The sequence below is a fragment of the Rhizobium cerradonense genome, from assembly GCF_030182455.1.
Classification (GTDB): Bacteria; Pseudomonadota; Alphaproteobacteria; order Rhizobiales; family Rhizobiaceae; genus Rhizobium.
Window position 1 is genome coordinate 139,074 of the sequence record NZ_JAQJCK010000002.1, and the last position, 13,757, is coordinate 152,830.

Below are 13,757 nucleotides of genomic sequence, written 5' to 3' on the forward strand. Positions count from 1 at the left end.
TCTTAGGCGGCGGTCTGGTCGTCGATAGCGGCGGCGCCGACATGGGACTTGATCGATTCAATAGCGTGGAGGGCCGAAGCCTTCGCCTTATAGCCTTCGGAGGCAAACATGGTTTCGCCGTTCGAGGCCTTGAAGCGGAAGCGGAATTCGCCAGCCTTGTCCTTGTAGACTTCAAATTTATACATGGTTCCCGTCTCCTAGAATCGCGTCAGCGCGAGATAACGGGAAAAATCTAGCGCAACTTTAAAGCTATTTCCACCTGTTGTATTCGGCTTGCCCGATCCCCGTTATTTGACTGCGAGCATGCGGTCGTCGATGCCGGCGTCGAATTGCAGCCGCGCCAGCTTGGCGTAGATGCCGCCGTGATGGATCAGGCTTTGGTGCGTGCCTTCTTCGACGATGCGGCCTTGATCGAGCACAAGGATGCGGTCGGCCTTCAGAACCGTCGCCAGGCGATGCGCGATGACGAGGGTGGTGCGCGTTTCCATCAGGCCATCGAGGGCCCTTTGCACCAGCGTCTCGCTCTCCGCATCGAGCGCCGATGTCGCTTCGTCGAGCAGCAGGATCGGCGCATTCTTCAGGATGGCGCGGGCAATGGCGATGCGCTGGCGCTGTCCGCCGGAAAGGGTAATGCCGCGCTCGCCTACCTGTGTGTCGTAACCCTTGTCCAGGCGCGAGATGAATTCATCCGCCTGGGCGGCGATCGCGGCGGCGCGGACCTCGTCGCGCAAGGCTTCGGGGCGGCCGAAGGCAATATTGTCGTGAATCGAGGCGGCGAAAATGGTCGTGTCCTGCGGCACGATGGCGATGCGGTCGCGCAGGGCGTCGGGCAAAACGCGACGAGCGTCAATGCCGTCGATGGCGATGCTACCCTGCTGCGGATCGTAGAAGCGCAGCAACAGCGAGAAGACCGTGCTCTTGCCGGCACCGGAAGGACCGACGATCGCCACCGTTTCGCCCGGCTGAACGGAAAGCGACAGGCCATGCAGCGCTGATTTGCCCGGTCGGGACGGATAGGAGAAATGCACGTCGGAGAATTCCACCCGACCCTGCGGCGGCTGGGGAAGGGGCAATGGATTGGAGGGGGCGGCGATCGGCGAGACTTCGGCGAGAAGTTCGCCCAGGCGATCGGCTGCGCCTGCGGCCTGCGATAGCTCGCCCCAGACTTCCGACAGCGAGCCGAGCGACGTGCCGGCAATGACGGAGTAAAGGAGGAACTGACCGAGCGTACCCGCCGACATCGTTCCGGCGAGAACATTTTGCGCACCGACCCAAAGCACGGCGACGATGCTGCCAAAGACCATGGTGATGGCAAATCCGGTCAGCAGCGAGCGGGATTTGATCGCGGCGCGCGCCGCCTGATAGGCATCCTCGACCGCGGCGCCATAACGCTGCGCTGCCGCCGCCTCGCCGTTAAAGGCCTGGATGGTGCGGCTGGCGGCGATGGTCTCGTTGGCATAGGCGGATGCATCGGCAAGCGTATCCTGCGCGGCGCGCGAGCGCTTGCGCACGGAGCGGCCGAAGCTGACAAGCGGCAGCACGATGATCGGGATGGCAATCAGCACGATGCTCGACAGCTTCGGGCTGGTGATGATCATCATGCCCACGGCGCCAAGACAGAGAATGAGATTGCGCAGCGCCACCGAAGCCGTTGCGCCGACGGCGGACTTGATCTGCGTCGTGTCGGCCGTCAGCCGCGAGACGATCTCGCCGGATTGATTGACATCGAAGAAGGAGGGCGACAGCCGCGTCACATGATCGAAGACCTCGCGGCGCATATCCGAGACGATGCGCTCGCCGATGGTGATGACAAAATAATAGCGCAACGCGCTTGCGATCGCGAGAATGACGGCCATCGCCATGATCGCGGCGAAATAGCTGTCGATGAGACCGCGATCGGACTGATCGAAGCCATGGTCGATCATGCGCCGGACGGCTAGCGGCAGGGCGAGAGAGGTGACGGCAGCAACGACCAAGGCGATCAGCGCCCCCAGCACCATGCCGCGATAGCGCCTGAGATAGGGTGCCAGCCGTCCAAGCGGCCGAATGGATTTGCGCTTTTTGTCGTCTGCCTGGCCCGTCTCTGACAAGTCGTCTCCAATCCCCATATCAGCAAGGGACTTCGCTCTTTCGCCCCTTGTTATCCTTGCCGCCTTCATGTATAGGCACGCCATCTTAATTGGAAGCCGTGGCCTCAATCGGACTGCGGCTTCATTTATTCAATCGGTTCGGTTGCCGCAATGGCTTGCGACAAATGGACCCTGGCATGACAGGAAGATTGTTATGAAGGCCAACATCCATCCCGACTACCACACCATCAAGGTGGTCATGACCGACGGCACCGAATACGAAACCCGCTCGACCTGGGGTTCGGAAGGCGCTGTCATGAACCTCGAAATCGACAGCAAGTCTCATCCGGCTTGGACGGGCGGCAACCAGCAGCTCATGGACCGCGGCGGCCGCGTTTCCAAGTTCAACAAGCGTTTCGGCGGTCTCGGCATCTAATCGCTTCGCGATCTGGTGTTTTGAAAAGAGCCCGGCTTTGCTGGGCTTTTTTGTTGTCTTGATGCGATGCTCTTCGTAGAGCGGTCGCTTCTCAGGCTCATCGCCGCTATCATCTCAGACCGAACAAAATAAAACCGGCCGTGCGAAACACGGCCGGTTTTATTCGTCAGCTATAAGCTATCGAAACTCAGTTCGTCCCAAAAGCCGTCTGCAGCAGGGTGAGCTGCGCTTTGACGCTGTTCTGGTTGTCCGGAACGATCGGAGCTTCCGTCGGGCGATAGATTTCGCGGTCGAGCAGGGCGACGCGGTTCTGAAGGCGCAGCGAGCGCTCGACGAGATCGCGGAAGGATTCCGGAAGGTCGTTCCAGCCCGGAGCATTGCGGTCGACGTTGAAGCCGTCGAGGCGAACCTTGTTTTTTTCGGCCAGCACCTGATCGCGCGACATTTCGCCGTTGTTGACGGCGCGCTGCAGCAGCAGCCACGAGGCCATCTGCATCAGGCGGGTGGTCAGCCGCATGGATTCGGCGGCGTAGAGCACGGAGGCCATGCGCGGCAGAACCTTGGAGGCTGCCCGACCCTGGCCGTCGAGATAAGCGGCGGTTTCTTCGACCAGCGACATGCCTTCCGAATACAGCGTCCTGAACTGCGCCGACGAAGCTGCGTGGCCAGCAAAGCTGATCGTGTTCAAACCAAGTTCCGACATCGAAGAAATCCCTGCTAACGCAACACTTTTGTTCAGGAAAAGCCGGTGAAGTTCAGAAGAACTCTCGGCGTCCGTTCTTATGACTTCAAGATGGTGGTTTTAACTGAAATTCGCAAGGCGATTCTTAAGAAAGGGTTAATCTCCACAGTTTCCTCGGGAGCGCCGTGTCAAGGCGAAAAAGAAGAGCCGCAAACGCGGCTCTCAAGGTAAAACAGGGAGAAAAATCAGACCAATTCGCCAAGTGGAGGAACTGTCTGAGTCCAGAGCAAATCTGGATGGTCATAGTAATATGTCGTAAAGCTTAATATTCCGTTGAGCATGCCTCTATCTGTACTTCAATCACACAGGTTTGCGCCGATGGCAGGCTTACGAGCGGAACAGGTTTTCGGCCGCCTGACGGCCGGATGCCTTAGTGGCAATCTCCGCTTCCAGCCGGGCGATCTCCGCCTGCATCAGCGCGACGCGTGCCTTGAGCTCGTCGACGGAAAGCAGCGACAAATCGCTGCCGATTTCATGGGCGGACGGCTTTTTCGGGCGGTCATCATCGAAGATGCTCATTCTGTTTCCTCCTCGTCACTCCCCGGCTCATGTGCCGTAATTTACCGTCATATCGTCCTTTTTCGAAGCCTCACTTTTCGAAGCCTCGCTGCGCGCCAACGACATGCTTTCCGGCGTGATCATCTGCGCATTCGCCGAAGGCATGTTGGTGTAGGCGTCGCGATCGCTCGCGGGCTTGGCGGCGCGCATGCGGCTGCGGAAGATCGCGTAGCTGGTGATCAGCACATGCGCGACCGCGGTGACGAAGAACAGTGCGTAGGGACCGATGGAGGACATGACCGGGCCACTCAGCGTCGGGCCGATGATCGTGCCGATGCCGTAGAGCAGCAGCAGGCCGCCGGAGACTTTGACAAAATCCTCGGGCGCGGCGAAGTCGTTAGCATGAGCGACGGTGATCGGATAGAGCGTGTTGGCGACGGCGCCATAGATGACCACCATGCCGATCAGGAAATAAGGACCGGCTGGCTGCAGCAGGAAGAGCAGCAGCCCGTCGATGGCGGCGACAGCGGCCATGCCGGCCAGCACGTAGCGGCGGTCGATGCGGTCGGAAAGGCGCCCGGCCGGAAACTGCATCACGGCACCAGCGAAGATGGTCGAGCTCATCATCAGCGCGATATTGCTGTCCGAGAGACCGGCATTGGCGCCGAAGACGGCGCCGAGCGTGCCATAGGCACCATTGGCAATGCCGACCAAGAGGATGCCGATGGAGGCGACCGGCGAGTTGCGGTAGAGCGCCTTCAAATCCAGGCTGACGGCCTTCAGCGGCTGCGGCGAGGCAGCGGTCGAGAGCGTCGTCGGCAGCATGGCGATGCAATAGCAGATGCCGCAGCACATGAAGAGGATCGGCGTGTGGATATCTGCAAAGGGGATCATCATCTGGCCGGCAACGGCGCCGATCAAGGTAATGCCGATGTAAAGCGAGAAGATCGCGCCACGGCTTTCATTGGTGGCACGTTCATTGAGCCAGCTTTCGATGATCATCGAGGTGCCGGCGGTGCAGAAACCGGTGACGGCCCGCAGCAGCACCCACCAGGTCGCGTCGACGATGATGCCGGTCAGCAGCGCGATGATGGCGATGACGGAGATGAAGCCGGAAAAGGCGCGGACATGACCGATGCGCCGAACGAGTTTCGGCGCGGTCAGACAGCCGAGCACGAAGCCTGTCGCCCAGGTCGTGCCGAGCAGACCGAGCGTCGTGGTGGCGTAGCCCTCGGCCGTGCCACGCACCGGTAGAAGCAGGCTGTGCAGGCCATTGCCGGTGAATAGGAAGAGCGTACCGAAAAGCAGGGCAAGAACGGGTAAAATATTTCTCTTCATGTTCCTACTTTCATGCGGCTCCACTTAGAGAACCGATAAGGCAGAACCAAGCCCTGCCAGTTTTCACTATTGATTGTGCCCCGGATTGCCGCTATCGGCGTTAAGAAACAGTCTGTTGGCGCGGAAAAATGTCCGTCCTATGACGATTAGAGCATGATCATGAAAACTGCGCAGTGGTTTTTGATGAGGCTATGCTCACTCTTGCGCAAACGGGGAAAAATACCGTGACAAAAGTGATCGCGGTGCTGCTGTTGCTTGCCATGGCGGTGCAAATCATCAAGCCGCTCGGGCTGCCCGGCCTCAAACGGCGTGCCGATTTCTGGAAGATCGCCGTGATAGCCTTTGCAGCCTGGACGATCGCCTTGGTCATCAACGAGACGTTTTAAGGCATTGCAGGCCGGGATTGAGGCCTTCGGAGGATCGTGCGGGGCGCCTTAAAGCAGGATTTCGCCGCGCATGACATGGACGCTGCTACCCGACAGCAAGACTTCGTTTACCGTGCCGGAAGATTTCCGGACTTCGACACCGATGACGCTGCGTCTTCCCATTTCCACGCCCTGCTCGATGGTGATTTTCACCTCCGCATCCTGTGCCGGCAACAGGGAGGTCAGGTAGGCGCCGAGTGCAGCGGAGGCGCTGCCGGTCGCCGGGTCTTCCGTCACGTTGTCCATGGGCGCAAACATGCGCGCGCGGATATGCCACGGGTTTTCGGCCGAGCGCACGTAGAGAAAGAGCGAGAAGCCGGTCTTGTCCAGCTTGTGCCGGGCAGCCGCTTCGACAAAGATCGCCGCATTCGGCCACGCTTTTCCAAGCGTTTCCAGGCTGTCCAGTTCTGCGAAGGCGAAAGGCAGGCCAACGGAGGCGAAGGTCGGGGCGTGCGTTATCGTGCGGATCGATTGCGGACCGACCTGCACGCAGCGGGCAATCAGTTCGGGGGCAATCGTGTCGCCGACCGTCAGCTTTCCCGGCGCACGGATGCTGGCGCCTGTGATGTTACCGCCCTTGCGCAACAGCGTCACCTCAACCAGCCCGGCATCCTCTTCGAAGATCAGCCTGTCGCCCGCGGGCTTTCCGAAGATTTCCTGTTGTTGTCCGAGAACGAAAGCGGTGCCGACATTGGGATGGCCGGCAAAGGGGATTTCGGCCGTTGGCGTGAAGATGCGGACGCGCGCGGTATGATCCGGGTTCTCCGGTGGCAGCACGAAGGTCGTTTCCGAATAGCCGAACTCGGCTGCGATCTTCTGCATGGCGTCGCTGCTCAGGCCGCCGCGGGCATCGGGAATGACGGCCAGCGGATTGCCGACGAAACGTTCCAATGTGAAGACGTCGACAGTGACATAAGCGACGGTGTTCATGGCGGCTCCCAGAGTATTGATCGAACTGCGAGGATTTAGCCGCGGCTCGGGCGAGCCTGAAAGCGGGAACTTGTGCCGGTGACAAGTTCTTCGCCGTGGAGCGGGCCTCAGCCATCATTTACATTATTCATGAAGGCTTTCGAGCGGCGTGATGGATTCCATCGATATGCGGGATTAGCTTCGTCTGTATAAAATCACATAGCTAGGATGAAGCGGGATCTACTTCTGCGAAGTTACCGGCAATTTGAAAAGGTTTTCCATGCCTCTTCTTGACCCTAATGCAGTCCATCCAATTACTTTGCCTGATGGCACCCTCTATCGCGATACTGTCTACCTGAAGAACGTAATTGACCATCCGCGCATGGAAATCGGCGAGTTCAGCTATTATACCCATTCCGGAAGGCCGGAAGATACTGCCCAGATACTGGCGCCCTATCTCGGTGGTAGCGTTCGTGAGCGCCTAGTGATCGGCAAGTTTGTCCAAATTGCTCGGGGAAGCTACTTCATCACCAGTTCGGCTAATCATCCGATGACTGGCTTCACCACCTATCCATTTCGCATCTTTAAGCCTGAGACCTTCGGCTACACCGACCTGCCGGTGAAGGATACCATCGTCGGTCACGATGTCTGGATTGGTCATAACGCGGCCATCATGCCGGGCGTGCAGATTGGGGCGGGCGCGATCGTCGGCGCTGCTTCGGTCGTCGCAAGTCATGTACCGCCTTATGCAGTTGTTGGCGGGAATCCGGCAACTATCATTCGGATGCGCTATCCGAGTGAGGTCATCAACGAACTTCTTGATATAGCCTGGTGGGATTGGCCGATAGACAAAATCGAAGCCAACTTAGCGTCTCTCAGTAGCGGTGATCTCGCTGCCCTCAAAACAGCTTGAGCGTGCTGCAAACTCATCTACCGCACAAAAGCAAAAAGCCCCGACCGCATCGCGATCGGGGCTTTCATCCATTCGAAGCGTCACCTTAGATCAGGCGGCCTTTTCGCTGTCCTTGGTCCAGCTACCCTTGGCGGCGAGGTAGTTCATCTCGGCGCGGTGGGCGAAGGCGCGCTGGCCGGCGGCGACGTTTTCCGCCTTGCCGCCCCATGCCTTCAGCGCGGCGTCCTGCAGGGCGCGGCCGTAGGAGAAGGTAACGTGCCAAGGCAGGTCATAGCCGTTGATGGCGGAGAGATGCGCGGTTGCTTCTTCCGGCGTCTGGCCGCCGGAGAGGAAGGCGATGCCGGGGACGGCGGAGGGAACGGTTTCCTTCAGCACCTTGACGGTGCGTTCGGCGACTTGCTCGACCGATGCCTTGCGCGCCTTCTTGCCGTCGATGACCATGCTCGGCTTGAGGATCATGCCTTCGAGGTTGATGCGGGCTTCTGCGAGCTCCTGGAAAACGATCTGCAGCGTCCAGCGGGTGACTTCCTCGCTGCGGGCGAGATCGTGGGTGCCGGGTTCGCCGTCCATCAAGACTTCCGGCTCGACGATCGGCACGATCTTTGCCTGCTGGCAAAGCGCGGCGTAGCGGGCGAGCGCATGGGCATTGGCCTTGATCGAGCCATGGGTCGGCAGCGTATCGGAAACGGCGATCACGCCACGCCACTTGGCGAAGCGGGCGCCGGCGTCATAATATTTCGCCAGGCGGTCAGCGAGGCCGTCCAGGCCTTCGGTGATGGTTTCGCCCGGGAAGCCGGCCATCGGCTTGGCGCCGGTATCGACCTTGATGCCGGGAATGCTGTCGGCAGCGCGGATGATGTCGACGAAAGGCGTGCCGTCGGCGGCCTTCTGAAAGAGAGTTTCCTCATAGAGGATGACCCCGGAGACGTACTTCTTCATCGCCTCTTCCGAGCGGAAGAGCATTTCGCGATAATCGCGGCGGCTCTCTTCGGTGGAAGCGAGAGCGATCGTGTCGAGACGTTTCTTGATCGTGGCGGTGGATTCGTCAGCCGCCAGCAGGCCCTTGCCACCGGCTACCATCTTTACGGCAATGTCTTCAAGTCGTTCGCTCATTTTCGTTCTCCAAGTCGATTTCAGTCAGCGACGGGGTCATATAGGTCGGCGATAACAGAAGTGTATAAAGAGGGAAATGGGCAGCTAAATTATTGAAACGATTGAAATGATTTCAACCGTTTGAAAGTTCGGACTATCATTTTAGCATCCTGTGGAAAGCTGCGAAAGTCCGGGTCGCAGCTCTCCTTTTTGTGTGAGATGCCGGTCTATTTTTCAGTATGGAGAACGGCGACGCCCGGCAGGACCTTGCCTTCCATCCATTCGAGGAAAGCGCCGCCTGCCGTCGAGACATAGGTGAAATCATCGGCGACGCCGGCATGGTTCAACGCGGAGACGGTATCGCCGCCGCCGGCAACCGAGGTCAGTTTGCCGGCTTTGGTGCATTCAGCGGCATATTTGGCAGCAGCCACGGTGGCGGCGTCGAAAGGCGTGATTTCGAAAGCGCCGAGGGGGCCGTTCCAGACCAGCGTCGTTGCGCGTCCGATCCAGGCCTTGACCGCTTCGACCGATTTCGGGCCGACATCGAGGACCATGGCATCGGCCGGAATGGCTTCGATCGAAACAACTTCATTGTCCGCGCCAGCCTTGAATTCGCGGGCGACAACGCCGTCTTCCGGCAGCACGATGGCGCAGCCCGACGTCGCGGCTTCGATCATGATCTGCTTGGCGGTGTCGGCCAGATCATGCTCGCACAGCGATTTGCCGACATTGGTGCCGCGGGCGGCGAGGAAGGTGTTGGCCATGCCGCCGCCGATCACCAGCGCATCGACCTTCTTCACCAGGTTCATCAGCAGGTCGATCTTGGTCGAGACCTTGGCGCCGCCGACGATGGCAACAACCGGGCGGGCCGGGTTGCCAAGACCTTTTTCCAGCGCTTCCAGCTCGGCCTGCATGGTGCGGCCGGCATAGGCGGGGAGGTGATTGGCAAGGCCCTCGGTCGAGGAATGGGCGCGGTGGGCGGCGGAGAAGGCGTCGTTGACGTAGATATCGCCGTTGGCTGCCAGCGCCTGAGTAAAGGCGGCGTCGTTTTTCTCTTCTTCCTTATGGAAGCGAGTGTTTTCGAGCAGCAGAATATCGCCGTTGTTCATCTTGGCGATGGCGTCGGCTGCCGGTGCGCCGACGCAATCGGAGGCGAAGAGGACGGCGTGATCGAGCACTTCTTCGATCGCGGGAATGATCAAGGAAAGCGACAGATCCGGCGACGGCCCATCCTTCGGGCGGCCGAAGTGGGCAAGCAGGATGACCTTGGCACCCTTCTTGGACAATTCCAGAATCGTCGGCGCCACGCGCTCGATACGGGTCGCGTCGGTGACTTTGCCGTCCTTGACCGGCACATTGAGGTCGACGCGCACGAGCACGCGCTTGCCGGTGATATCGGTGAGATTGTCGAGGGTTTTGAAGGCTGCCATAGGGAGGATCCAATGTTGTTGGTGCCGCGAAGTGCGCCGACCATACTACGGATGATGCGAGACGCAAGGCGGTCAGGCGTCGTTTTTGCCGGTATTTGAATCGGTTGAAACGACCTCTTCGGCGTGCTCGCGACGCTTGCGCAGGAAGCCGCGAATACCGTTCAAAATGTCGTGGAGATTGATGAAAATCGGCAGGATCGCCGGTGGTTCCAACGCTTCCAGCGACATGCCGACCGACTGGATATGGTCGTTTTCGTCGAGATCGCGGACGATCAGGATGATCTCGCCGAGACGGACGCGATCGGCATAATCGGCCTTGCCGCCGAGGCGCTGGCGCATCAGCTCGGCGATCGTCAGGCCTTTTTCCGCATCGCTGAGAAGCCCTGGACCATAGGCGGCGTCGAGATCGGCGGCGGGACGCAGCGGCGAGATCGAAAAGGCGCCGAAGAAATCCGCATCATCCGGATCGACCGGCGCGCGGCTGGCAAACAGGCGGTCGAGAAGGCGTGAATAGCTGGGCGAAATGAAGAGATAGACGAGATCGTGTTCGCGCAGGCGCCCAGCATATTGGTAGCGCATCGACTTGCCGTCCCTGACGACGAGCGATGGCATCGCCCAGCGCGGGATGCGTTCGCCGCGCAGAACCGGGCTATCCTTGACGACGCGATAGGAGAGCAGCTCGTGATTGACTGTGCCCGGCAGATCGACCTCGACTTTGTCGACGGCGCCCATGCGCGGCGGCACGATGAGGCTGAGCCGACGCGCCATCGGCTTGATCGTCCAGCCCTGAACGAGCAACGACACCAGCACGACGATGAAGGCGACATTGAAATAGGTCTGGCTGCTCGGGAGATTGCCAAGGATCGGCATGATGGCGAGCAGGATGGAGACGGCACCGCGCAGGCCCACCCAGGCGACGAAACCCGTTTCGCGCTGCGTGTAGTCGAAAGGCAACAGACAGAGCCAGACGGCAATTGGCCGGGCGATGAAGATCAGGAACAGCGCCAACGCCACGGCGGGGATGGCGATCGCCGGAAATTGCGACGGCGTGGCGAGTAGCCCGAGGACGAGGAACATGATGATTTGCGCCAGCCACGTCATGCCGTCCTGAAAGCGTTTGATGCTGGCCGAGGCGGGCATCTTGCGATTTCCGGCGTAAATGCCGGCCACATAGACGGCGAGAAAGCCGCTGCCACCGACGGCGCCGGTAAAGGAGAAGACGAGCAGGGCGAGCGCCAGCACGAAGATCGGCGTCAGACCGCGATCGGTCTCCAGATGGCTGACGATCAGCACGATCATCATGCCGCCGAGCAGGCCGAGAATCACGCCGAGGCCCATCTGCTGGATGAAGGTGGTGAGCATAACAAGGTTGAAACCGTGATAGCCGTCGCCGCTCGCCAGCAGCTCGACTAGCGCCAGCGTCAGGAAGATCGCCATCGGATCATTGGTGCCGGATTCAACTTCCAGCGTCGAGCGCACTTTGTCGCGGATGTTGATGCCGCCGATGCGCAGCAGGAAGAAGACAGCGGCCGCATCCGTCGACGCGACGATCGAGCCGAGGAGCAGGCCTTGCAGCCAGGTAAAGCCAAGGAGCCAGGTGGCGGCGAGGCCGAACAGTGCCGCTGTCACGAGAACGCCGATGGACGCAATGGTCAGGGCCGGGGCGGCTGCCAGTTTGAAGGCCTGGATCGGCGTGCCATAGCCGGAATCGAAGAGGATGACGGCGAGAGCGAGCGAGCCGAGGATATAGGCAAGATAGTTATTGCTGAATTCGATGCCGAGCCCGTCCGTGCCGGCCATCAGCCCGATCATCAGAAAAAGCAGCAGCAGCGGTGCGCCGAAACGAAAGGCAAGCAGACTCGAGAAGGCCGCCATCAGAATGAGGACCGTGCACACCAATACGACGACGTAAAATGCCTCCACGCCCTTCTTCCCCTTTCCCGCGCGCTCTTGCCCCGGCCGCAGCCGGGATCGTTCGCAATTCTCCCGCCACTCACTATGCTGCCGCATGCTTAAAATTAGTACATACAAATATTCTTCGGGGAAGGCGCTGGTTCGATGCCCGCTCCGACGATAGCGACTTCATGCTGTGATGCGTTTCGCCAGAACAGCAAAACGGCCCCGGAACGCTTTGGGAGAATTCCTGTCAAAAATTTATTTGTAAATCTGGACCATAGCAGGGCAGGGAGAGGAAAGATTTGAGGCGAATGGGAGGAATAATGCGGACCGCAGGCTGTTGTCCGCGCGGCCGTATTAAACATCCACACGCTTGAAATAGATTGGATAGTCGATCACCAGCCCATCCTCGTCGACGGGCAGGTCTACGGTAAAGGTCCTATCTTCGGCAGCATAGCGATAGAGTTTCTGCGGCGTGATGCAAGTGTAGCGCTGGCCGTCGCGCAGCGGCACGAAGCTGTCGAACGGAATATAGAGCATGGAAAGCTTTGCCGTTCCAGCTTCCGGCGTCAGCTCAAGCCGGCGGATCGGCAGGCTGTTTGTGAAAGGCGAGCCGGAGAGATCGATATCGATGCAGCCGTCGAATTGCGGTAAGGCAATGCCGTCTTCGGCGCGCCAATGTCCTTTGCCGTCGGAAAGCAAGGCAAGGCGCCGGCCATCGGTGGTTTCGATCGAGAAGGAGAGAATGGTCCAGTCGGCTGCGCAATCGATGCGGTAGAAGACGCCGTAGGGCGAGCCGCCGCGGCTGCCGATGATGGTGCCACAGGCGCGAATGGCTGCGCCCGTGGCGGTGTCGATGGGAGCGATCGTCAGATGCTCCAGCCCGTCTCCTTCCAGCGGACGCCAGCGAACTGTCGTCGGAAGGAGAGGGCGGAAGGCCATGATCAGATCAGCTTGGCAAATGCAACGGCCGTGTCGGACATGCGGCTGGAGAAGCCCCATTCGTTGTCGTACCAGGACAGGACGCGCACGAAGTTGCCTTCCATGACCTTGGTCTGGTCGGTCGCGAAGATCGACGAGTGGCTGTCATGGTTGAAGTCACGGGAAACCAGCGGCTCGTCGGTGTAGCCGAGGATGCCCTTCAGCTTGCCGTTCGATGCAGCCTTGATGGCTTCGTTGATTTCGCCGACCGTCGTTGCCTTCTTGGACACGAACTTGAAGTCGACAACCGAGACGTTCGGGGTCGGAACGCGGATCGACGTGCCGTCGAGCTTGCCCTTCAGGTGCGGCAGAACGAGACCAACAGCCTTTGCGGCGCCCGTCGAGGTCGGGATCATGGACAGGGCTGCGGCACGGGCGCGGTACAGGTCCTTGTGCATGGTGTCGAGCGTCGGCTGGTCACCAGTGTAGGAGTGGATGGTCGTCATGAAGCCGTGGTCGATGCCGACGGCGTCGTCGAGAACCTTCACGACCGGCACCAGGCAGTTCGTGGTGCAGGAAGCGTTGGAGATGACCATGTGCTCCTTGGTGAGCTGGTCGTGGTTGACGCCGAAAACGACGGTCAGGTCGGCACCGTCGGCAGGAGCCGAAACGATAACGCGCTTGGCACCGGCCGTCAGGTGAGCGGCGGCCTTGTCGCGGGCAGTGAAGATGCCCGTGCATTCCATGGCGATGTCGACGCCAAGGTCCTTGTGCGGCAGCGTTGCCGGATCCTTGATCGCCGTGACCTTGATCGGCTTGCCGCCGCCAACGATGATCGTGTCGCCTTCGACCTTCACTTCGGCAGGGAACTTGCCGTGGATGGAATCGTAACGCAGCAGGTGGGCATTGGTCTCGACCGGGCCGAGGTCGTTGATAGCAACAACTTCGATGTCGGTGCGGCCGGATTCGACGATCGCGCGCAGAACGTTACGGCCGATGCGGCCGAAACCGTTGATGGCAACTTTTACAGTCATGTGTTCACTCCCGTTCACTCAGGGTATTTCTATTGAAATGGAGAGCGCCTTTCG

14 protein-coding genes are annotated in these 13,757 nt (G+C 59.9%); 3 read left to right on the forward strand and 11 right to left on the reverse strand.

Going from position 1 to position 13,757, the window contains the following annotated elements:
* Positions 1 to 2: 2 nt before the first annotated feature.
* Both PH547_RS04845 and PH547_RS04850 read right to left on the reverse strand, forming a co-directional pair.
* Positions 3 to 185, reverse strand: coding sequence for a YegP family protein (locus PH547_RS04845; RefSeq protein ID WP_104824198.1), 183 nt, complete (start codon positions 183 to 185; stop codon positions 3 to 5).
* A gap of 102 nt (positions 186 to 287) precedes the next feature.
* The gene (locus PH547_RS04850) at positions 288 to 2,108 is read right to left on the reverse strand and encodes an ABC transporter transmembrane domain-containing protein (protein WP_445944959.1); all 1,821 of its coding nucleotides are present in this window, start codon (positions 2,106 to 2,108) and stop codon (positions 288 to 290) included.
* Between the two features lie 175 nt (positions 2,109 to 2,283).
* On the opposite strand from PH547_RS04850, the gene rpmE reads away from it, so the two are divergent.
* Complete coding sequence (rpmE, locus tag PH547_RS04855) at positions 2,284 to 2,505, forward strand: 50S ribosomal protein L31 (protein WP_104824196.1); 222 nt, start codon at positions 2,284 to 2,286, stop codon at positions 2,503 to 2,505.
* A gap of 187 nt (positions 2,506 to 2,692) precedes the next feature.
* On the opposite strand, the gene rcdA is transcribed toward rpmE, so the two are convergent.
* The 3 genes from rcdA to PH547_RS04870 all read right to left on the reverse strand — a co-directional run bounded on the left by rcdA (position 2,693) and on the right by PH547_RS04870 (position 5,083).
* Positions 2,693 to 3,208 (reverse strand): protease adaptor protein RcdA, encoded by a 516-nt coding sequence (gene rcdA / locus PH547_RS04860; RefSeq protein ID WP_104824195.1) that lies wholly within the window; start codon positions 3,206 to 3,208, stop codon positions 2,693 to 2,695.
* A 366-nt stretch (positions 3,209 to 3,574) separates the two neighbouring features.
* Positions 3,575 to 3,766, reverse strand: a complete 192-nt coding sequence (locus tag PH547_RS04865; RefSeq protein ID WP_104824194.1) for a DUF1192 domain-containing protein — start codon at positions 3,764 to 3,766, stop codon at positions 3,575 to 3,577.
* A gap of 27 nt (positions 3,767 to 3,793) precedes the next feature.
* Positions 3,794 to 5,083: an MFS transporter gene (locus PH547_RS04870; protein ID WP_104824193.1), complete on the reverse strand. Its 1,290-nt coding sequence runs from the start codon at positions 5,081 to 5,083 to the stop codon at positions 3,794 to 3,796.
* A gap of 224 nt (positions 5,084 to 5,307) precedes the next feature.
* On the opposite strand from PH547_RS04870, the gene PH547_RS04875 reads away from it, so the two are divergent.
* Positions 5,308 to 5,469: a hypothetical protein gene (locus PH547_RS04875; RefSeq protein WP_199773484.1), complete on the forward strand. Its 162-nt coding sequence runs from the start codon at positions 5,308 to 5,310 to the stop codon at positions 5,467 to 5,469.
* A 48-nt stretch (positions 5,470 to 5,517) separates the two neighbouring features.
* Here the strand turns inward: PH547_RS04875 and PH547_RS04880 are convergent, their stop codons facing one another.
* Entirely contained in the window at positions 5,518 to 6,438 is a 921-nt protein-coding gene (locus PH547_RS04880) for a PhzF family phenazine biosynthesis protein (RefSeq protein WP_104824191.1), read from the reverse strand.
* 259 nt (positions 6,439 to 6,697) lie between these two features.
* Between PH547_RS04880 and PH547_RS04885 the strand changes: the two genes are divergently transcribed.
* Positions 6,698 to 7,330 carry a CatB-related O-acetyltransferase gene (locus PH547_RS04885; RefSeq protein ID WP_104824190.1) on the forward strand — a complete coding sequence of 211 codons (633 nt, stop codon included), beginning with the start codon at positions 6,698 to 6,700 and terminating at the stop codon, positions 7,328 to 7,330.
* A 90-nt stretch (positions 7,331 to 7,420) separates the two neighbouring features.
* Here PH547_RS04885 and PH547_RS04890 read toward each other — a convergent pair whose 3' ends face one another.
* The 5 genes from PH547_RS04890 to gap all read right to left on the reverse strand — a co-directional run bounded on the left by PH547_RS04890 (position 7,421) and on the right by gap (position 13,703).
* The gene (locus PH547_RS04890) at positions 7,421 to 8,443 is read right to left on the reverse strand and encodes a class I fructose-bisphosphate aldolase (RefSeq protein ID WP_104824189.1); all 1,023 of its coding nucleotides are present in this window, start codon (positions 8,441 to 8,443) and stop codon (positions 7,421 to 7,423) included.
* 206 nt (positions 8,444 to 8,649) lie between these two features.
* Positions 8,650 to 9,852, reverse strand: coding sequence for a phosphoglycerate kinase (locus PH547_RS04895; RefSeq protein ID WP_104824188.1), 1,203 nt, complete (start codon positions 9,850 to 9,852; stop codon positions 8,650 to 8,652).
* 72 nt (positions 9,853 to 9,924) lie between these two features.
* Positions 9,925 to 11,775 carry a potassium/proton antiporter gene (locus tag PH547_RS04900; RefSeq protein WP_285167673.1) on the reverse strand — a complete coding sequence of 617 codons (1,851 nt, stop codon included), beginning with the start codon at positions 11,773 to 11,775 and terminating at the stop codon, positions 9,925 to 9,927.
* A gap of 330 nt (positions 11,776 to 12,105) precedes the next feature.
* On the reverse strand, positions 12,106 to 12,690 hold the full coding sequence (locus PH547_RS04905; RefSeq protein ID WP_285167674.1) for a putative glycolipid-binding domain-containing protein: 585 nt from the start codon (positions 12,688 to 12,690) through the stop codon (positions 12,106 to 12,108).
* 2 nt (positions 12,691 to 12,692) lie between these two features.
* Positions 12,693 to 13,703, reverse strand: a complete 1,011-nt coding sequence (gene gap, locus PH547_RS04910) for a type I glyceraldehyde-3-phosphate dehydrogenase (RefSeq protein ID WP_104824185.1) — start codon at positions 13,701 to 13,703, stop codon at positions 12,693 to 12,695.
* Positions 13,704 to 13,757 lie beyond the last annotated feature (54 nt).